This is a genomic window from Nocardia sp. NPDC058058, assembly GCF_042885355.1.
Lineage (GTDB): Bacteria > Actinomycetota > Actinomycetes > Mycobacteriales > Mycobacteriaceae > Nocardia.
The window spans coordinates 2730523-2749710 of sequence record NZ_JBHVSA010000001.1 but is presented as its reverse complement, the minus strand read 5'-3'; the positions used below and the strand labels follow the sequence as shown (position 1 = coordinate 2749710).

Sequence of the window (19188 nt, the reverse complement as noted above, 5' to 3'; positions counted from 1 at the left end):
AGTGTCGGGTCCATCGAATAGTTCCGCATCGAAACGTTCGGAATCACCACATGATCGATCCACGTCTGCACACACTGCGGGTGCTGCGGGATCGCGGCACCGTGACCGCGACCGCGATGGCATTGCATCTGACGCCGTCGACGGTGTCGCAGCAATTGCGCGGGCTCGCCAAGGAACTCGATGTCGAACTGCTGGAGCAGGTGGGTCGGCGGGTGCGGTTGACTGCCGCCGCGCGGGCTCTGCTGCGGCACGCGGATCTGCTTGCGGCGCAAGCGGAACTGGCCCGGGCGGAGCTGGCCGGACATCGGGCGGGGGTCGCCGGGGTGCTGCGCATCAGTGCCATGCCGACCGCGCTCGCGGCGGTGGTGGTCGGGGCGGCCGCGGGGCTGCGGGACGCGCATCCGGACCTGACCGTCGAACTGTTCGAGGACGAGAGCAAGCACTGTTTCGAACTGCTGCTGGCCGGGGACAGCGATATCGCGGTGGTGCTGCCCGCGCCCGGCAGTCCCGCGCTCGATGATCCACGTTTCGAGCAGCGGCCCCTGCTCGATGAACCGATGGATCTGCTGGTGCCGGTGGGGCATTCGCTCGCGCACCGCGACAGTGTCGCGCTTTTCGAAGTCGCCGCGGAGCCGTGGATCAGTGGGCTGGAACGGATCACGCACCATCTGGTGGTGACCGCCGCGTGCGCGGCGGCCGGATTCACACCCCGGATCGCCGGTCGCGCAGTCGATTTCACCGGTGTTGCCGCGATGGTCGCATACGGCTTCGGTGTCAGCCTGGTGGCCCGGATGACATTGCTGCCCGCCGAATTGCAGGTCGTCCGAATTCCCCTGCACGGCAGTACCGCACCGAGTCGGCGGCATCTCACGGTGATACGTCGGGGCAGCGCGGAGCACCCTGTCGTCGCGGCCGGGCTCACCGCCATCCGGCAGGCGTGCGCGCGGCGCACCGATATCACCGCGCTCCAGCCTGATTTACTACATAATGTAGTAAATAGCGGCGGAAGCGGGGCTATCGCATGAAGGTATTCCTGACCGGCGGAACCGGAGCGATCGGCAGCCACGCGCTCCCGGCGCTGGTGCGGGCGGGGCACGAGGTGACGGCTCTGGCGCGCACACCGGAGAAGGCCGACTGGATTCGCGCCCGCGGTGCCACTCCGGTCATTCGATCGCTGTTCGACATCGACGCTCTCACAACGGCTTTCGACGGTCACGACGCCGTGGTGAATCTCGCCACCGCCCTGCCCGCCACCTGGCAGTGGCTATCGCAACGAGCGTGGCGGCGCTGCACTCGAATTCGCGTGGAGGGCTCGGCCGCGGTCGCGGCCGCCGCCACGAAGGCCGGGGTCGCGCACCTGGTGCAGGAATCGGTCTCGATGATCTACCCCGACCACGGCGCGCAATGGATCACCGAGGAGTCGCCGGTCGATCACTACCCTCGGGCGGCGGGAAACATTGCCGCGGAAGCGAATACCGCTCGGTACACCGCGGCGGGCGGCTCCGGGGTCGTACTGCGCTTCGGCGTCTTCTGCGGCCCCGGCGCGGCGCACAGCGCGGAGATGTTCGCCCTCGCCCGCCGGCACGTGGTGATCATGACCGGACCGCCGAACGCCTACATCTCCTCGATCCATCTCACGGACGGTGCGGCGGCGGTACTCGCCGCTCTCACCGCGCCCGCCGGAACCTACAACGTCGTGGACGACGAGCCGCTCACCCACCGGGACTATGCCGCCGCGCTCGCCGGGGCGGCGGGCGCGCGACCGTGGCTGCGCGGACCGGGCCGGGCCACCCTGCTCGCGGGACATCGCATGACCTCGACAACCCGCTCCCTGCGGGTCAGCAGCGTCCTTTTCCGGTCGACCACCGACTGGTCTCCCGGATTTCCCAGCGCCCGCGAGGCTTGGCGCACCTTCGCGCACTGATCTTGCGCACCGCGCGGCGGTAGTTTGTAGTGGAGCCGAAGGTGTCCGGACACGATGTGGCGAGGAGGCCGGTGATGCGTCTGCATTTCCGCGGTATGGTGCTGCCCGAGGGGGAGTTGCGCGATATCTGGGTGCGGGACGGGGTTATCTCGTTCGAGCCGGTCGCCGACGCCGATACCGTGCACGCTTCGGGGTGGATCGTGCCTGGGCTGGTGGACGCGCACTGCCATGTCGGCATCAAATACGGTGGCGGGGACGAGGATTCGGCCGGGGCCGTCGCGCAGGCGGAGGTCGAGCGGGATGCGGGGGCCCTGCTGCTGCGCGATGCCGGATCGCCGATCGATACCCGGTTCATCGATGAGCGGGAGGATCTGCCCGAGATCATTCGTGCGGGGCGGCATATCGCCCGGCCGCGCAGGTACATTCGCGAACTCGGGATCGAACTCGATGACGAGCGGGATCTGCCGGAGATCGTGGCCGAGCAGGCGCGGCGCGGGGACGGCTGGGTCAAGATCGTGGGTGACTGGATCGACCGGTCGGTGGGTGATCTGGCGCCGCTGTGGTCGGACGCCATTCTGAAAGAGGCGATCGACGCCGCCCATCGCGAGGGCGCGCGCGTGACCTCGCACGTATTCGGCGAGGACGCCCTCTACGGCCTGCTGGAAGCGGGAATCGACTGCATCGAGCACGGCACCGGGCTCACCGACGACACCATCGAGATGATGGCGCGCAATGGCACCGCCCTGGTCCCGACCCTGATCAATATCGACACCTTCCCCGAAATCGCCGACAGCGCAGGCAAATTCCCCGTCTACGCGGCGCATATGCGCGATCTGCATCGCCGCTCCCGCGACACCGTCGCCAAGGCACACGAAGCGGGCGTCCCCATCTACACCGGCACCGACGCGGGCGGCTCCATCCCGCACGGCCGCATAGCCGACGAGATCTCAGCCCTGTCCGGCGCCGGTTTCTCCAACCACGACGCCCTCGGCGCCTCCTCCTGGAACGCCCGCTCCTGGCTCCACCGCTCCGGCATAGAACCCGGCGCCCGCGCCGATTTCATTGTCTACCAGCAGGATCCGCGCCTCGACCTCACCATCCTGAGCACCCCCGCCTGGGTAGTCCTGCGCGGCCACGTCTACGACCGCCGCGACCCGGTCACCGCATACCGGTAATTCCATGGGCTATTCGCCCGCCGCCCAGCCTCCTAGAATCCAATCACCCAGGCATTCGGAGGGGAATTGCCATGAGCACCGTTCCCGCATACCGGCGGCGCGGTTCATACGGCGTGGACGCGCCCGCCCAGATCTGGATTCTGGGCGGTTTCGTCGCCGTGTTCCTCATCGCCGCGCTTGTGTCCGCGACCGCCTCGTGAATGCCTCTGTATCAGCGGATTTGTGTCGGTGGGGCGTGTCAGACTGGCAGGGATCGAGAGTGATCCCGACAATTCATGTGGCGACATGATCGGACGGAAATGACCATGACAGCGGAGGTTTCGACTATTCACCCACTGGGGCCGACGACCGTGGAGGACTGGCTAGCCGAGGAGCAGCCGTCCGATGGATCCCGTCTCGAACTCATTCTGGGGTACCGCTATATGACACCTGCGCCCGGTGGCTGGCATCAGCATGCCTCGTTCCAGCTTGCGAAACTGCTCGACGCCGCTGTCTCCGAGGCGGGTCGTTCGGATCTACGTGTTCTCCCCGCGGTCGCCGTGAAGATCAGTACCGCGTTCCGGACCGGCGTCATTCCCGATGTTGCCGTGGTTACCGCCGGTATCGATCGGACCAGCTATGAGCCGGATGAACTCGTGCTGGCCGTTGAGGTGTGGTCGCCCGGCAACACCCGCGAAGAGCGCGATACGAAGATGGCGGGCTACGCGTCCGCTCGCGTTCGGTATCTGTGGACTGTCGAGCTGCATTCGGGTAGACCTGCCAAGTTCTGCTGTTACCGGATGGGCGAGACCGGGTATCGGCAGGAGGTCTATGCGGCTGCGGGCGAGACCGTCGTCGCACCCGGACCGGTCTTGGTGACGGTGGATACCTCGCTCCTGAGCTGACCGCGCGAAATCGACTCACAGGTTGGTGGATTCGGCTACACGGGACAAGTGAATCAGTCATGCTTCACATGTTTTGTCGTTCCACCTTGTTAGGAGAAGACCTTGGGTTCCGTTGAAAGCTTTGCCACGGCCGTGCTGGCCGGACTGGTCGTCAAGCTGCTGACCGGCAGTATCGGCCACTGAGACCACACGATCAGCCCATCGGAGTCGCGCGGGCTCCGGTGGGCTGATTCGTGTCACCGATGAGTTCCCGGCCGCCGGGGCGTCCCTACTGGATAGGCATTTGCACCGATAGGGAGGTTGATCATGCGGGATCTGGTTGTCACGCAGAACATCACGCTCGACGGAGTCATCGACGCGACCGAAGGCTGGTTCACGGTCGGCGCGGGGGAGCAGGGGGAACTCGGCGATGTGCTCGCCGAAATCATGAAGCACACCGCCGCGTGCGATGCCGTGCTGTACGGGCGGGTCACCTTCGAGGGCATGCGCGAGTACTGGCCGAAACAGCACGACGACGACACCGGCATCACCGCCGAGTTGAACGAGATGCGCAAGTACGCGGTCTCCCGGACCATGGGCGATCCGGGCTGGAACAATTCGATCGTGCTGCGCTCGCTGGACGAGGTCCGCGCGATCAAAGAGCAGGCCGGGAAGGATATCGTCAGCACCGGCAGCATCACCCTGGTGCACGATCTGACCGCCGCCGGACTGGTCGACGAGTACCGGCTGTTCGTCTATCCGGTGGTCCTGGGCCAGGGCGCGCGACTGTTCCCCGAGGGCGCGAAGGTGCCCGCCCTGCGGCTGGTCGAGAGCAAACAGTTCCGCTCCGGCATCGTGCTGCTGCGCTATCGCACCGACTAGCCCGATTTCGGGGGCGCGCACCCCGTCTGGCAGAATGGTCGCTCGTCCTCGTCGAGGACAGTGCAGCCCGTCTCCGGATACGTTCCGCGCGGCGGTCACACACTCAACGCAAAACCGGGCCCACCCCGTGTGGGCTGCTGAATTGCGCCGTGACCACTCAGGCTTTCCCGCGTGGAAGGCCGCCATCGAAAGGCACAGTCTCATGGCTGTTCGTATCAAGCTGACCCGTCTGGGCAAGATCCGCAACCCGCAGTACCGCATCGTCGTCGCCGATGCCCGTACCCGTCGTGACGGCCGCGCGATCGAGTCCATCGGCATCTACCAGCCGAAGGAAGAGCCCTCGCTCATCCAGATCGATTCCGAGCGCGCGCAGTACTGGCTGGGTGTCGGTGCGCAGCCGACCGAGCCCGTGCAGCGTCTGCTGGAGATCACCGGCGACTGGCAGAAGTTCAAGGGCCTGCCGGGCGCCGAGGGCACCCTGAAGACCAAGGCCGCCAAGCCGTCCAAGCTGGACCTGTTCAACGCCGCGCTGGCCGCTGCCGACAGCGAGCCCACCACCGAGGCCGTCACCCCGAAGAAGAAGGCCGCCAAGAAGGAGGAGGCCGCCGAGGCTTCCACCGAGGCTGCCGAGACCCCGGCTGCCGAGTAATGACGGCCGTCGTCGCCGATGCCGTCGAACATCTGGTTCGCGGCATCGTCGCCAATCCGGACGATGTCCACGTCGAGCTGATCACCAGCCGTCGTGGCCGGACCGTCGAGGTGCATGTGCATCCCGATGATCTGGGCAAGGTGATCGGGCGCGGTGGACGTACCGCGACCGCACTGCGCACCCTCGTCGCCGGTATCGGCGGTAAGGGCATTCGCGTCGACGTGGTCGACACGGATCAATAGATGGAACTCGTCGTCGGGCGGGTCGCCAAATCGCACGGTGTGCGTGGCGAACTCGTCGTAGAGGTCCGCACCGACGAGCCGGATCTGCGTTTCGCGCCCGGTAGCTCCCTTTCCGGGCGGCTGCCGCGCGCGAAGCAGACCCAGAAGTACGTAGTGGAGTCGGCCCGGGAGCACTCGGGCCGGCTTCTCGTGCGTCTGGACGGGCTCGTCACGCGTGAAGCCGCGGATGCGTTGCGCGGCATGCTCTTCGTGATCGATACCGCCGATCTGCCGCCCTCGGAGGATTCGGACGAGTACTACGATCACGAACTCGAAGGTCTCACCGTGCAATTGGGCGATGGCACCGTCGTGGGCAAGGTCCGCGAAGTGCTGCATTCCGCTGCGGGAGAACTGCTTTCGATCACCGCGGCCGAGGGCTTCCCCGGTCCCGCGGGGCGAGAGATCCTGGTGCCCTTCGTGAATGCGATGGTCCCCACCGTATCGATCGCCGACGCCCTGATCGTCATCGATCCGCCCGAAGGTCTGCTGGATCCGGAGTGAGCGCGATGCGAATCGACGTCGTCACGATCTTCCCCGAATATCTGGAGCCGTTGCGAACGGCCTTGCTGGGCAAGGCAATCGACAAAGGGCTGCTCGAAGTCGGCGTGCACGATCTGCGTGACTGGACGCATGACGTGCACAAGGCCGTCGACGACACCCCGTACGGCGGCGGCCCCGGCATGGTCATGAAACCGACCGTGTGGGGTCCGGCGCTGGATGACGTCTGCCCCGATGACGCGCTGCTGGTGGTGCCCACTCCCGCCGGTGTGCCGTTCACCCAGCGCACGGCCGAAAGATGGTCGACCGAAAAGCATTTGGTGTTCGCGTGCGGTCGGTACGAAGGCATCGATCAACGCGTTTTCGATGACGCGGCCCGGCGCGTGCGCGTCGAAGAGGTCAGCATCGGCGATTACGTGCTGATCGGCGGCGAGGCCGCGGTGCTCGTCATGACCGAGGCCGTGGTGCGCCTGATGCCCGGCGTGCTCGGCAATAAGCAGTCGCACGAACAGGATTCGTTCTCGGACGGACTTCTCGAGGGCCCCAGTTACACCCGCCCGGTGTCCTGGCGCGAACTCGATGTCCCCGACATCCTGCTGTCCGGCAATCACGCCAAGATCGATGCTTGGCGTCACGAACAGTCCCTGGAACGCACCCGCGCCCGCCGCCCCGATCTGCTGCCGCCCGAAGGCGAATAATCTTCGCGCAGTTCGCTTTGTTGCCCTTTCGGTGCGGCACTGTGCGGGCTTGTCGCCTTGCGACGGTAGTGTCTGCGGGCGTGACGATAGCCTCCGAACCTGTCAACGCAGACACCGTCAGCTCCACCGGAACCGGAACCGTCCGCCTAGCCAGCGTCGGCCGCCGTATCGCCGACGAGCTGGGGGTGCGGGAAGAGCAGGTGCGTGCCGCCGTCGAACTCCTCGACGCGGGCTCCACCGTTCCGTTCGTGGCCCGGTACCGCAAGGAGGTCACCGGCGGCCTGGACGACGCGCAGCTGCGCCAACTCGATGAGCGCCTGAACTACCTGCGCGAACTCGACGACCGCCGCGGCTCGATCATCGAATCCATCCGCGGCCAGGGCAAACTCGACGATGCGCTGCACGCGCAGCTCATGCTCGCCGATACCAAGGCCCGGCTCGAGGACATCTACCTGCCGTACAAGCCCAAGCGGCGCACCAAGGCGCAGATCGCGCGCGAGGCCGGGCACGAGCCCGTCGCCGACGCCCTGATCGGCGATCCGACCACCGATCCCGCGCAGTACAACGCCGAACAGCTCGACGGCGCGCGGTCGATCCTGGTGGAACGCTTCGCCGAGGACGCCGACCTGGTCGGTGAACTGCGCGAACTCATGTGGAATCGCGGACAGGTCAGCTCGACGGTGCGCGCGGGCAAGGAAGAGGCGGGCGCGAAGTTCGCCGACTACTTCGAATTCAGCGAACCGTTCTCGAAGCTGCCCTCGCACCGCATTCTGGCGCTGCTGCGCGGTGAGAAGGAAGAGGTGCTCACCCTGCACCTCGAAGCCGATACCGAAGAGCCGGAGCCGGGCGAGCGCACCGTCTACGAGGGCCGCATCGCGCACAAGTTCGGCATCGCCGCACAGGGCCGCCCGGCCGACACCTGGCTGCTGGACACCGTGCGCTGGGCATGGCGGACCAAGCTCCAGGTGAGCATGGGCATCGATATCCGGATGCGCCTGCGCCAGAGCGCCGAACGCGACGCCGTCGACGTCTTCGCCATGAACCTGCGCGATCTGCTGCTCGCCGCGCCCGCCGGCACCCGCACCACCATGGGCCTGGACCCGGGCTTCCGCACGGGCGTGAAGGTCGCGGTGGTCGACTCCACCGGTAAGGCCGTCGCCACCGAGGTCATCTACCCGCACACCGGGCAGACCGAGAAGTCGCTCGCCGTACTGGGCGCACTGGTGGCGCGGTTCAAGGTGGAGCTCATCGCCATCGGCAACGGCACCGCCTCGCGCGAGACCGATGCCCTTGCCGCCGAACTCATTTCGCGTATTCCGGAGAACAAGCCCACCAAGATCGTGGTGTCGGAGGCGGGCGCGTCGGTGTATTCCGCGTCGGCGTACGCCTCGGTGGAACTCCCGGATATGGATGTCTCGCTGCGCGGTGCGGTCTCCATCGCCCGTCGCCTGCAGGACCCGTTGGCCGAGCTGGTGAAGATCGATCCCAAGTCCATCGGCGTCGGCCAGTACCAGCACGACATCTCCGAAACCCTGCTGGCCCGCTCGCTCGGCGCGGTCGTCGAGGACGCGGTGAACGCGGTCGGCGTCGACGTCAACACCGCCTCGGTGCCGCTGCTGTCCCGCGTCTCCGGTATCACCGGCTCGGTCGCGGAAAGCATTGTGGCGCATCGTGACGCCAACGGCCCGTTCCGCAGCCGCACCGCGCTGCTGAGCGTGCCGCGGCTGGGCCCCAAGGCTTTCGAACAGTGCGCGGGCTTCCTGCGCATTCGCGGCGGCGACGACCCGCTGGACACCTCCTCGGTGCACCCGGAGGCCTACCCGGTGGTCCGGCGCATGCTCGAGGCCAGCGGTCGCGGTATGCACGAACTCATCGGCAACACCACGGCCCTGCGCGCGCTGCGCCCGGCCGATTTCACCGATGAGCGTTTCGGTGTCCCCACGGTCACCGACATCATCGCCGAGCTCGAGAAGCCCGGTCGCGACCCGCGCCCGGAATTCAAGACCGCCGAATTCGCCGCGGGCATCGAGAAGGTCGCCGACCTGAAGCCGGGCATGGTCCTGGAAGGCGTCGTCACCAATGTCGCCGCCTTCGGCGCGTTCATCGATATCGGCGTGCACCAGGACGGCCTCGTGCACGTCTCGGCCATGTCGCACAACTTCGTGAAGGATCCGCGCGAGGTCGTGAAGTCCGGTGATGTGGTGAAGGTCAAGGTCATGGAGGTGGATGTGCAGCGCCAGCGCATCGGCCTCTCGCTGCGCCTGGACGATGAGCCCGGCGCACCGAAACCCGAACGCGGCGAAGGCCGTCCGCGCGGTGGTCAGGGCGGCGGCGCACGTCAGGGCGGTCAGGGTGGCGGTAACCCGCGCGGCCAAGGTGGCGGCGGTGCGCGCGGCGGCCAGGGTGGCCAAGGCGGTAACCCCCGCGGTGGTCAGGGTGGCGGCGCGCGTGGTGGTCAGGGCGGCAATCGCCCGCAGGCCGCCCCGAGCGGCTCGATGGCCGATGCCCTGCGCCGGGCGGGCTTCGGCAAGTAGTTCTCACGTCCGGGTAATGGCGCAGGTAACCCCGAGCGGGGCCTGCGCCATTACCTCGGTGTCGGTCTGCCGCACCGGTTTCCGCTCCCGCTGCCGGGAGCCTCCCCCGGCCGGGTTCGGCCTCGAATGGGGGTTCTCGTCCTGGTGTCTGCTGTCTTGTTCGTTGTTGGTTCGGGTTCACGGAGCGGCTGACGGCGGGGTGCAGAATGGCGGTGACGTGGGCACTTCCGAGTCGTCGCTACGCTCGATCGTGACCTTGTCGGAGCGACGGAACGGGGAGACGAGACCGGGATGAAGGGTTTGCACCGCTGGTGGGAGCACGACGTCGTGGAGAACGGGCGGCTGCCGCTGGCATGTCTGCTGCTCGGCTTCATTGTCGGTTTCATCCTGATTCGGATCAGCGTGCGGCTCATTCGCAAACAGGTGCGCTGGTGGCCCGGCAATGTCCGCGCGGGCGATGTGCACATCCATCACATGGTGTTCGGCGTCATCCTGGTGCTGGGTTCGGGCGTCACGCTGGTGACGCTGTACGACAGCAGCAGCGGAGTGGTCGGCGCGGTGGCGGCGGTTTTCGGGGTCGGCGCGGCCCTGGTGCTGGACGAGTTCGCGCTCATCTACTACCTGCGTGACGTGTATTGGGAAGAGCAGGGCCGTACTTCGGTCGACGCCGTGTTCGTCGCGGTCGCGGTCACCGGTCTGCTGCTGCTCGGTTTCCATCCGCTGTGGTTGCTCGATATCAATGATTTCCGGCGTGATCCCGGTACCGCAGAGCGCACTCTCATCGCCGCGTTCGCGGTGGTGAATCTGTTGCTGGCCGCGATTGTGATTGCCAAGGGCAAGATTTGGACCGGTCTGTTCGGCATGTTCTTCCCGCCATTGCTGGTGGTCGGCGCGCTGCGATTGAGTCGTCCGGGTGCGCCGTGGGCGCGCTGGCGGTACGGCAGTCGCCGCGGGCGGATGCGGCGCGCGATCGTGCGGGAGCGCAAATATCGGCGGCCGGTGATCCGGGCGAAGATCTTCCTCCAGGATCTGGTCGCGGGTAGCCCGGATGTCGCGCATGTGCGCAGGGCAGCCGAGGAAGAGTTGGTGCGTACCGTGGTTCCGGCCCCGTCCGCCCCGTTACCCACGCCACACCTGGGTAGCAGAAAGATTGCTGACTGACGGTCGGCGTGTCAGGGTTGGGCATGGGCTACGTTGTCGGCGATTACCTGCTCGATCGGCTCCACGAACTCGGCGTCACCGAGATATTCGGTGTCCCAGGCGATTTCAACCTGCAATTCCTGGATCACGTGGTCGAGCATCCCGGTATCCGGTGGGTCGGCAGCGCCAATGAACTCAATGCCGGATACGCCGCGGACGGGTACGCGCGCCTGCGGGGAATCGGCGCGGTGGTCACCACCTACGGTGTCGGTGAGCTCAGCGCGGTCAACGCCATCGCGGGCAGCTACGCCGAGTACGTGCCCGTCGTGCATATCGTCGGCGTGCCCGCCAAGGACATTCAGGCCAATCACCGCATCATCCATCACACGCTCGGCGATGGGGATTTCCATCATTTCCGGCGGATCGCCGCCGAAGTGACCTGTGCGCAGGCCGATCTCGGTGCGGCTGATGCCTGCCAGGAAATCGATCGGGTGCTGAATTCGGTACTGGTGCACCGGCGTCCGGGGTATCTGATGCTCGCCACCGACACCGCGCGCATCGAGGTGACACCGCCGAGCACGCCCCTGGCTCCGCCCGCGGACTTCAGCAGTGCCGGGGCGCGCACCGCTTTCACCGCGGCCGCCCGCGAATTCCTGGCCGACCGCCGGGTGACAGTGCTCGCCGATGTCTTCGTCAATCGCATCGGCGCGACCGATCAACTGCGCGGATTGCTCGCCGCCGGCGATCTGCCGTACGCCACGCTGGCCTGGGGCAAGACCCTCGTCGACGAATCGACCCCGAACTTCCTGGGCGTTTACACCGGTGCCGCCTCGCCCGAGACCGTGCGCGCGGCCGTCGAGGATTCCGAGCGACTGGTGACCGTCGGCGTGCAGTACACCGACAGCATCACCGCCGGATTCAGTCATCGCATCGATGCGCGCCGGACCCTCGAGATCGGCGCGGAGCGCACGGTGATCGGCGGAGTGGACGCGTACGCCCCGCTCTCGCTCCCGGCCGCGCTGGAGATTCTCACCGAACTGAGCGCCGAATTCGCGGACCCGGACAAGACCACGCCCACCGCCGATGTCATCCCCGCGGTCACCGATCCCGGCGACACCCCGCTCACCCAGGCGACACTCTGGCCGCTCATCGCCGGAGCCCTCGACAACAACAATGTGGTTGTCGCGGACCAGGGTTCGGCCTTCTTCGGACTGGCCACGCTGCGCATGCCGAGCGGTATCACCTTCATGGGGCAACCGCTGTGGGGTTCCATCGGTTACGCGCTGCCCGCCGCGCTCGGTGCGGGCCTGGCCTGTCCGGACCGCCGCGCGGTGCTGGTGATCGGTGACGGTGCGGCCCAGCTCTCCATCCAGGAACTCGGCACCTGGATTCGCGAGCGACTGACCGGTGTCATCGTGCTGGTCGACAATGACGGCTACGCCATCGAACGCGCCATCCACGGACCCGCCGCCCCGTACAACGACATCGCGCCCTGGCGCTGGTCCGAACTCCCGCACGCCTTCGGCGGCGACGAGGACTCTGTGCTCACCCTGCGCGCGACCACGGTCGGCGAACTCCGCGAATGCCTGGAGGTTGCCGCGGCCGCCCAGGACTGCCTGGTCTTCCTCCAGGTGGTCACCGGCCGCACCGACTATCCGCCGCTGGTCTCCGATATCGCCTCGGCCATCACCCGCGCGAACAGCCGCTCCTGACCGCCTAGTACGCTGATCAGGCAGTGCGGCGGTACACCCCCGATTACAGCGCGGGCGGTTCCGTCTGGCACAATGCTCAGGTTGCCTTGGACGTGTTCGAGTGTTGAACACGGCTGCCGGGGCACCGCCCAATATCCGGAGCACGAACCGGTAGAGCATCTCCCTTCCGGGCAGGTAGCCACCAGGTTCCTCTGTTCGCGCGAATCCATATAAGGACGGAAATGAACACCCTCGACTTCGTCGACGAAAAGTCGCTGCGCAGTGACATCCCGGCTTTCCGCCCGGGTGACACGGTCAACGTGCACGTGAAGGTTATCGAAGGCAACAAGGAGCGCCTCCAGGTCTTCAAGGGCGTCGTGATTCGCCGCCAGAACGGTGGCATCCGCGAGACCTTCACCGTGCGCAAGGTGTCGTTCGGCGTCGGCGTGGAGCGCACCTTCCCGGTGCACTCGCCGAACATCGACCACCTCGAGGTCGTCACCCGTGGTGACGTCCGCCGCGCCAAGCTGTACTACCTGCGCGATCTCCGTGGCAAGGCCGCGAAGATCAAGGAAAAGCGCTGATATAGCTTTTCGCTCCGAACGCCGAGTAGCCCGGCACCGCATGGTTCTTCGCGGTGCCGGGCTACTCTGTTCCGGTGGCAGACGAGAGCGAGTCGGTGACGGTGTCCGGTGCGGACGACAGCGGTCGGGCAGCGGATGCGCCGACGCCCAAGCCGAAGAAGAAGCAGCGGCCGTTCTGGCAGGAACTGCCGATGCTCATCGGCATTGCCGCGGTCATCACCGCGCTGGTGGTGACATTCATCGGGCGGCCGTACGTGATTCCCTCGCAGTCGATGGAGCCAACCCTGCACGGGTGCGCGGGCTGTACCGGCGACCGCATCTACGTGCAGAAGCTGAGCTACTACTTCGGTGATCCGAAGCCGGGTGACGTGGTGGTGTTCGTCGGCCCGACCGACGACTGGAACAAGCACTACACCTCCATCCGGTCGAAGAACACCATGATGCGCGGGGTGCAGAACTTCTTCTCCTTCTTCGGCCTGGTGCCGCCGGATGAGAACGATCTGGTCAAGCGGGTCATCGCGACCGGCGGGCAGACCGTGCAGTGCTGTGACGCGCAGGGCCGAATCCTGGTGGACGGCAAGCCACTCGACGAGCCGTACGTGAAGTTCAACAACAAGTTCGATCCCGAACACCCCGAGGTCCCGTTCAACGCGGGCGGTCGCGCGTTCGGCCCGATCAAGGTGCCGAACGGCAATCTGTGGGTGATGGGCGACAATCGCGCCGAATCCGCGGACTCGCGCTATCACATGCGCGATGAACTCCAGGGCACCGTGCCCGTCGACGATGTGCGCGGTAAGGCGGTCTACAAGATCTGGCCGCTGGGCCGGATCGGATTCGTGAAGTCGCAAGACCCGCAGACCAACTGAGCTCGAGCGGGATAATCGACCGGTGGGGAAGATGGCGAACGGGTCTGCGCGTGGCACTGCATCGCAGAAGTCACGCGGCGGCAAGAAGATTCAGCCGATCGAACGCGGCGATTGGCCGCCGCGGGTGGTGATGCGCCGTGCGAGCGGGCTACGCACGCTCGAGGCGGCGCTGATCCGCAGCGGGCTGGGTCCGGTCGCGGGTGTCGACGAGGCGGGCCGCGGTCCGTCCGCCGGACCGCTGGTGGTGGCGGCCTGTCTGCTCGCGCCCAAGGCGTACACCTCGCTGTCCGGGCTCGACGACTCCAAACGGCTCACCGAGGCCGCGCGCGAGGAGCTGTTCCCGATCATCAAACGGGTCGCGCTGGCCTGGAAGGTGATCGTCATCCCGGCCTGGGAGATCGACTCCATCGGTATTCACGTCGCCAATATCGAAGGTATGCGGCGTGCGGTGGCCGGACTGGACCCGACCCCCGGGTACGTTCTGACCGATGGGTTCCGGGTGCCCGGTCTGCCGGTGCCGTCGCTGCCGGTCATCGGTGGTGACGCGACGGCGGCCTGCATCGCCGCGGCGAGCGTGCTCGCCAAGGTCACCCGGGACCGCATGATGGTCCAGCTCGACGAGCAATTCCCCGGCTATGGTTTCGCCGGGCACAAGGGCTACAACACGCCCGAACACACCGAGGCCCTGCGGCGGTTGGGCATCACCAGTGAGCACCGGCGGTCCTGGCGCAATGTGCGGGAGACCGGCCGGGTGGCTACCGATACCGCGTATGCGGGATGATGTCCGTACACCCAGTTGGGCGACAAGGAGGACGTTCCACCCGATGAGCGCCGAGGATCTCGAGAAGTACGAAACCGAGATGGAACTCTCGCTATATCGCGAGTACAAGGACATCGTCGGCCAGTTCTCATATGTGGTGGAGACCGAGCGCCGCTTCTACCTGGCAAATACGGTCGAGCTGCGGCCGCAGAACGCCGATGGCGAGGTGTACTTCGAGGTGCGCATGTCCGATGCGTGGGTCTGGGATATGTACCGGCCCGCCCGCTTCGTGAAGCATGTTCGCGTCATCACCTTCAAAGATGTCAATATCGAAGAGCTGGAGAAGCCTGACCTGCGGCTTCCGGAGTAATCCACAGCCTTTCGGCATCCACAGGCAGTCTGTTTCCGCAGGTCGGCATGGCCGGGTCCGTCACGGGCCCGGCCATGCTGGCTGAATGGGAGACAATCTCGCGCTCGGAGCGCATGGGGAGGAGCTGGCGGCGCGGTATCTGAGCGCCGCCGGGATGCAGATCGTTGCCCGCAATTGGCGCTGCCGGTACGGGGAACTGGATCTGATCGGGCGGGACGGCGAGGGCATCACCGCCTTCGTCGAGGTGAAGACGCGGCGCAGCTGTGCCTTCGGCCCGCCCGCCGAGGCCGTCACCTTTCTCAAACAGCAGCGCATACGGCGGCTGGCACTACTGTGGCTGCACGAACAGCAGGGGCCGTGGCGGCGGGTCCGGTTCGATGTGGTGTCGGTGCTCATGCGGCCCGGCACCGAACCGGTGATCGAACACCTCAAGGCGGTGTTCTGACATGCCTTTGGGGAGAGCGTTTTCGGTGGCGGTGGCCGGGGTGGACGGGACCCTGGTGGAGATCGAGGCCGATATCGGCCAGGGGTTGCCCTCGGTGCATCTGGTCGGGCGGCCCGATACCACCTTGCAGGAATCGCGTGACCGGGTGCGCGCGGCGGTGAGCAATACGGGGGAGAAGTGGCCGGACGGGCGGGTCGTGCTGGCGCTGTCCCCGGCCACGCTGCCCAAGGTGGGTTCGGTCTACGACCTGGCCCTGGCGGCGGCCGTATTGGACGCGGCGGGCACCATTCCCGCCCATCGGCTGGCCGATACGGTGTTGCTCGGCGAGCTCGCCCTGGACGGCCGGGTGCGCCGGGTGCGCGGCATCCTGCCCGCGGTACTCGCCGCCCGCACCGCCGGTCGCGGCACCGTGGTGGTGCCCACGGCCGCGTTGCCCGAGGCCGGTCTGGTGGACGGCATCAAGGTGCTCGGCGCGTCCACCCTGGGCGAACTCCTGGATTGGCTGCGCGGCAGTTTCGACCTCGCCCTGCCCGAGCCGACCGCGCCACCGCTGCTTCCGCCCGTCGGCGATCTGCGCGAGGTGGTCGGCCAGGACGAAGCCCGCTGGGCGCTGGAGGTGGCGGCCGCCGGTGGCCATCACCTGCTCCTGACCGGCCCACCCGGCATCGGCAAAACCATGCTGGCCCAACGCCTTCCGGGCCTGCTGCCACCGCTGCGCGAACGCGAGTCCCTGGAGGTGACGGCCATCCACTCGGTCGCGGGCATCCTGTCGGACGACCACCCGCTGATCTTCTCCCCGCCCTTCGTCGCGCCCCACCACTCATCGTCGGTCGCGGCGATGATCGGCGGCGGTTCGGGTTCGGCCCGTCCGGGCGCGGCCAGTTGCGCCCATCGCGGCGTGCTCTTCCTCGACGAATGCGCCGAGATAGGTACGAAAGTTGGTAACTACCAGCATAAACCTGATCAACGGCTTAGCACAAGCAATAGAATGATACAACCCTGGCCTAGCTGGGGTAATGCCCGAAGGAGTGTCGATGCGGAAGACAATCGTCGATGTGCCAGCGGTTTACTGGTTCCTCTACGCCCGGGTGTCGGAGGAAAAAAGACACGTCAAGTTGTCTGAAGGGGAGAGCGTGCCCGGCCAGTTGCGGCATCTGACCGAGATGGCTACCCGGCCGGGGAACGTGATCCTGGCCACCATCAAGGAAGACAAGCCGATCAGCGCGTCCGAGTACACGATCAAAGAGCGGCCGGGCTATAAGAAGCTTCAGAGGGTCATGGCCTCCAAGATCCAGCTGATTCGACGCCAGAACCCCCACGCGAAGTTCGTTCTAGCCGCGCGTGAGGACACCCGTATTTCGCGGCGGCCAGTCGAACGTGAAGAGCTGATGGAGCTTTGCCGCGGTCTGGGGGTGTGCTTCAACTTCGCGGGCGCTGAGTACGACCCGGGGAATCCGGATCATCGCCTGGTCTTCCGCGTGACCGGCGCGACGGCTGCGCACAACTCGGATATGACGAGCTACAAAGTCAAATCCAAAGTGGCCCAGCGTATTGCCGATGGCGTACCTCACGGGAAAATGCCCCGGATCTACAAGCAGCGGTTCGACCCTGAGACGGGAAAGGCGGTCTCTTGGATTCTGGACCCCGTTTCGTCCACGGCCGTAAGGGAATCTGTGGACGCGATTCTCGAGGGCCGATCAGGTGTCAGCGGGCATTCCGTCGCAGCAGCAGCCGATTACGTGGAGAAGAAGACCGAACAGGAATGGGGCAGAACACAGTTCCGTCGAATGCTCATGAACCCGACGCTGGCCGGATTGCGGACCGTAAAAGGTGATGTTGTGGGCAAAGGTGTTTGGCCCGCCCTGATGACAGAGGATGAACACCGGCGGCTGTGCGAGATTCTCAGAGATCCGAATCGGAAGACCCAACGGGGAACTAAGCCAGCGCATTTGCTGTCATACATTCCGACGTGTGGGGGTTCGTGCGGCTCAACGAACATCTATTACACAGGGCGCTACGGCCCAAACCACTCGGGCCGACCGTACTACCGATGTGTTGACTGCAACGAAATCTCCGTTGTGGCAGAACCATTCGAAGCGCTCGTGGTCAAGGCCATGAAGAAGTTGCTCACGCACCCGAAGCTGATTGCCAAGCTCCGTGAACCCACCGAGGAAGACGCATCCGAGATTCTCCGGCTGCGGAGTGAGGTTCAGACCCTGGAAGCTCGGTTGGAGGACTTCTACGCTCAGGCGACGGCAGGGAAGATCTCCGCACGGGCTCTTGGCAGCATCGAGGGGCCGCTACTGGCCGAGATCGAAGGTCTCCAAGCGGAACTAGACGCTCAGTTCTCCAGCAGGCGATCAGGGGCCGCAGTGCTGGCCAAGTACGCCGGTGCTCAGGCATCGGAGCTTTGGGACACATGGCCGCTGGAGGTTCGTCGCGAACTCATTCGGGCCGGGCTGGATATCGTGATCCTGCACCGGATTCCGAGCCTCGCGAGCGGAAAGGGCGGCGGCAAGGGGCGCAGATTCAACCCTGACCGCATCGATATTCAGTGGAAGGTGAGCGTGGCCTAGGCCGTCTCGCGGGGAGCTTCCGAACTGTGAGGCTCCCCGTCATCAACCGCCAGCACATCGGCGAAAAGCTCGGCGCGGGCGGAGAACGAGTCAACCGGAAACAGCCCATCGGGCTCGGCGAACTGCGCTCCGGCCACGAGTACAGCTGTGAGGTAAGTCCGGAGCAGCGACTTCACCCGCCCCTGCATATCAGGGGGGATTTCCTCGCGCTTCATACCTTCAAAATAGCGATGATCTCCGCGCGGCTTTTGCACTTATCGTGCCTACGGTATGACCTATTGTGCCAATTTTCCCGAATTGGCCGGATTCTTCTTTACGAAACCTGTTCCAGCCGCTTTAGTAGCTTGGCCAATTCGGCGGGGCTGCGCTCGGACGCCATCACCAGCGCCAGGATATCGGACGCCAGCGTATGTATGCGGGTGGCGGTCTCGCCCACCTCGTTGCCCATTCCACGCGTCTGAAGCGACAGCTCGGAGGCGACGGCCACCAGGTCTGACACCATCCACCGCGGCACGGCACACCAACCAGCTTCGAGAGCCTGCGACGATGCCCAGCCTTCGAGCGCTTCCGTGGCCGCACGTGCGGCGATGCTGTCGGCCTCCATGGGCTCACCGCCAGCGAGGATGGACCGACAGCTTCCAATGCGCCAGCCCAGTGCAACGTCCAGGCCGTCCAGGGTGTCATCCTGCGGGTTGTTGACGGTCCACGTGCCGTTCTCGATGAGCCGTACTGTCTCGGCCGAAGGTCCACCAAGCGGCCGTAGATCCTTCTGGCGCAGTTCAAGCTTCCGACGCCGCTGACGCACAAGCGTCCCCAACCGCAACCGGTGCCTGTCCATACAGCCCAGTATCCCCGCGCGGCTACGAACCGCCTAGGACGTTTCTGGTATGGCTCGGGTAACGGATTGGATTCGGAAACACAGATTCTGTGTTCAAGGTCTTCCGCAAATGTCTGGTTTGTCTCACGCTCAGATGCATGACCACCGAAGATGTTGGTCTAGAGGCAGCCCTAGACCGAAGAATTGCCCGGATGGGACCGGTTCCCGCGCAGACCATCCGAAACGTGCTGACCTACCTGCTGGCCCACCGCGATGAGCTGGGGCTCTCAGCAAACACAGAATCTGTGCCCGCAATCGCTGACCGCAAGCGAAAGGGGCGGAATCGTGACTCTGAACCAGGTTCCACGCTGCGGAGCGCAGCACCCAAGCGCGTCGTATCCCGACCACTGGTCGCAGGAGAACGAACGCCAGCCC

General features: G+C 65.9%; 21 protein-coding genes and 1 pseudogene. 20 read left to right on the top strand and 2 right to left on the bottom strand.

Annotated elements, in window-relative coordinates:
* Window positions 1–50: 50 nt before the first annotated feature.
* The 20 genes and pseudogenes from ACFVUS_RS12820 (at window position 51) to ACFVUS_RS12725 (ending at window position 17936) form a co-directional block, all read left to right on the top strand.
* Complete coding sequence (locus ACFVUS_RS12820; RefSeq protein WP_387764509.1) at window positions 51–1025, top strand: LysR family transcriptional regulator; 975 nt, start codon at window positions 51–53, stop codon at window positions 1023–1025.
* Entirely contained in the window at window positions 1022–1924 is a 903-nt protein-coding gene (locus tag ACFVUS_RS12815) for an NAD-dependent epimerase/dehydratase family protein (RefSeq protein ID WP_387764507.1), read from the top strand. Before ACFVUS_RS12820 ends, ACFVUS_RS12815 begins: the two co-directional genes overlap by 4 nt.
* A gap of 74 nt (window positions 1925–1998) precedes the next feature.
* Window positions 1999–3099, top strand: a complete 1101-nt coding sequence (locus tag ACFVUS_RS12810) for an amidohydrolase family protein (protein ID WP_387764505.1) — start codon at window positions 1999–2001, stop codon at window positions 3097–3099.
* 71 nt (window positions 3100–3170) lie between these two features.
* On the top strand, window positions 3171–3299 hold the full coding sequence (locus ACFVUS_RS12805) for a hypothetical protein (protein ID WP_387764503.1): 129 nt from the start codon (window positions 3171–3173) through the stop codon (window positions 3297–3299).
* Window positions 3300–3404: 105 nt separating this feature from the next.
* Complete coding sequence (locus ACFVUS_RS12800) at window positions 3405–3983, top strand: Uma2 family endonuclease (protein ID WP_387764501.1); 579 nt, start codon at window positions 3405–3407, stop codon at window positions 3981–3983.
* Window positions 3984–4289: 306 nt separating this feature from the next.
* Entirely contained in the window at window positions 4290–4844 is a 555-nt protein-coding gene (locus tag ACFVUS_RS12795) for a dihydrofolate reductase family protein (RefSeq protein WP_387764499.1), read from the top strand.
* Between the two features lie 202 nt (window positions 4845–5046).
* The gene (gene rpsP, locus ACFVUS_RS12790) at window positions 5047–5493 is read left to right on the top strand and encodes a 30S ribosomal protein S16 (RefSeq protein ID WP_364630590.1); all 447 of its coding nucleotides are present in this window, start codon (window positions 5047–5049) and stop codon (window positions 5491–5493) included.
* Window positions 5493–5735: an RNA-binding protein gene (locus ACFVUS_RS12785; RefSeq protein ID WP_067574801.1), complete on the top strand. Its 243-nt coding sequence runs from the start codon at window positions 5493–5495 to the stop codon at window positions 5733–5735. The genes rpsP and ACFVUS_RS12785 overlap by 1 nt, the downstream gene beginning before the upstream one ends.
* Window positions 5736–6275: a ribosome maturation factor RimM gene (rimM, locus tag ACFVUS_RS12780; RefSeq protein WP_387764496.1), complete on the top strand. Its 540-nt coding sequence runs from the start codon at window positions 5736–5738 to the stop codon at window positions 6273–6275.
* A gap of 5 nt (window positions 6276–6280) precedes the next feature.
* Window positions 6281–6970 carry a tRNA (guanosine(37)-N1)-methyltransferase TrmD gene (gene trmD, locus ACFVUS_RS12775; protein ID WP_387765544.1) on the top strand — a complete coding sequence of 230 codons (690 nt, stop codon included), beginning with the start codon at window positions 6281–6283 and terminating at the stop codon, window positions 6968–6970.
* Between the two features lie 86 nt (window positions 6971–7056).
* On the top strand, window positions 7057–9504 hold the full coding sequence (locus ACFVUS_RS12770) for a Tex family protein (RefSeq protein ID WP_387765541.1): 2448 nt from the start codon (window positions 7057–7059) through the stop codon (window positions 9502–9504).
* Between the two features lie 291 nt (window positions 9505–9795).
* Complete coding sequence (locus ACFVUS_RS12765) at window positions 9796–10665, top strand: hypothetical protein (RefSeq protein WP_387764495.1); 870 nt, start codon at window positions 9796–9798, stop codon at window positions 10663–10665.
* Between the two features lie 23 nt (window positions 10666–10688).
* Entirely contained in the window at window positions 10689–12356 is a 1668-nt protein-coding gene (locus tag ACFVUS_RS12760) for an alpha-keto acid decarboxylase family protein (RefSeq protein ID WP_387764493.1), read from the top strand.
* A gap of 221 nt (window positions 12357–12577) precedes the next feature.
* Window positions 12578–12919: a 50S ribosomal protein L19 gene (rplS, locus tag ACFVUS_RS12755; RefSeq protein WP_387764491.1), complete on the top strand. Its 342-nt coding sequence runs from the start codon at window positions 12578–12580 to the stop codon at window positions 12917–12919.
* 74 nt (window positions 12920–12993) lie between these two features.
* On the top strand, window positions 12994–13785 hold the full coding sequence (lepB, locus tag ACFVUS_RS12750) for a signal peptidase I (protein WP_387764489.1): 792 nt from the start codon (window positions 12994–12996) through the stop codon (window positions 13783–13785).
* A 31-nt stretch (window positions 13786–13816) separates the two neighbouring features.
* Window positions 13817–14566 carry a ribonuclease HII gene (locus ACFVUS_RS12745; protein ID WP_387764487.1) on the top strand — a complete coding sequence of 250 codons (750 nt, stop codon included), beginning with the start codon at window positions 13817–13819 and terminating at the stop codon, window positions 14564–14566.
* A gap of 43 nt (window positions 14567–14609) precedes the next feature.
* Entirely contained in the window at window positions 14610–14915 is a 306-nt protein-coding gene (locus ACFVUS_RS12740; protein WP_067514125.1) for a DUF2469 domain-containing protein, read from the top strand.
* Window positions 14916–15000: 85 nt separating this feature from the next.
* Window positions 15001–15360 carry a YraN family protein gene (locus ACFVUS_RS12735; RefSeq protein WP_387764484.1) on the top strand — a complete coding sequence of 120 codons (360 nt, stop codon included), beginning with the start codon at window positions 15001–15003 and terminating at the stop codon, window positions 15358–15360.
* A gap of 1 nt (window position 15361) precedes the next feature.
* A pseudogene (locus ACFVUS_RS12730) lies at window positions 15362–16300 on the top strand (YifB family Mg chelatase-like AAA ATPase); the annotation flags it as partial.
* Window positions 16301–16394: 94 nt separating this feature from the next.
* Entirely contained in the window at window positions 16395–17936 is a 1542-nt protein-coding gene (locus ACFVUS_RS12725; protein ID WP_387764482.1) for a recombinase family protein, read from the top strand.
* Here the strand turns inward: ACFVUS_RS12725 and ACFVUS_RS12720 are convergent.
* The gene (locus tag ACFVUS_RS12720) at window positions 17933–18151 is read right to left on the bottom strand and encodes a hypothetical protein (RefSeq protein ID WP_387764480.1); all 219 of its coding nucleotides are present in this window, start codon (window positions 18149–18151) and stop codon (window positions 17933–17935) included. The two genes, ACFVUS_RS12725 and ACFVUS_RS12720, sit on opposite strands and share 4 nt — an antisense overlap.
* Window positions 18152–18249: 98 nt before the next feature.
* A complete protein-coding gene (locus ACFVUS_RS12715; protein ID WP_387764478.1) occupies window positions 18250–18774 on the bottom strand; it encodes a hypothetical protein in 525 nt (174 codons plus the stop codon).
* Between the last annotated feature and the right edge of the window lie 414 nt (window positions 18775–19188).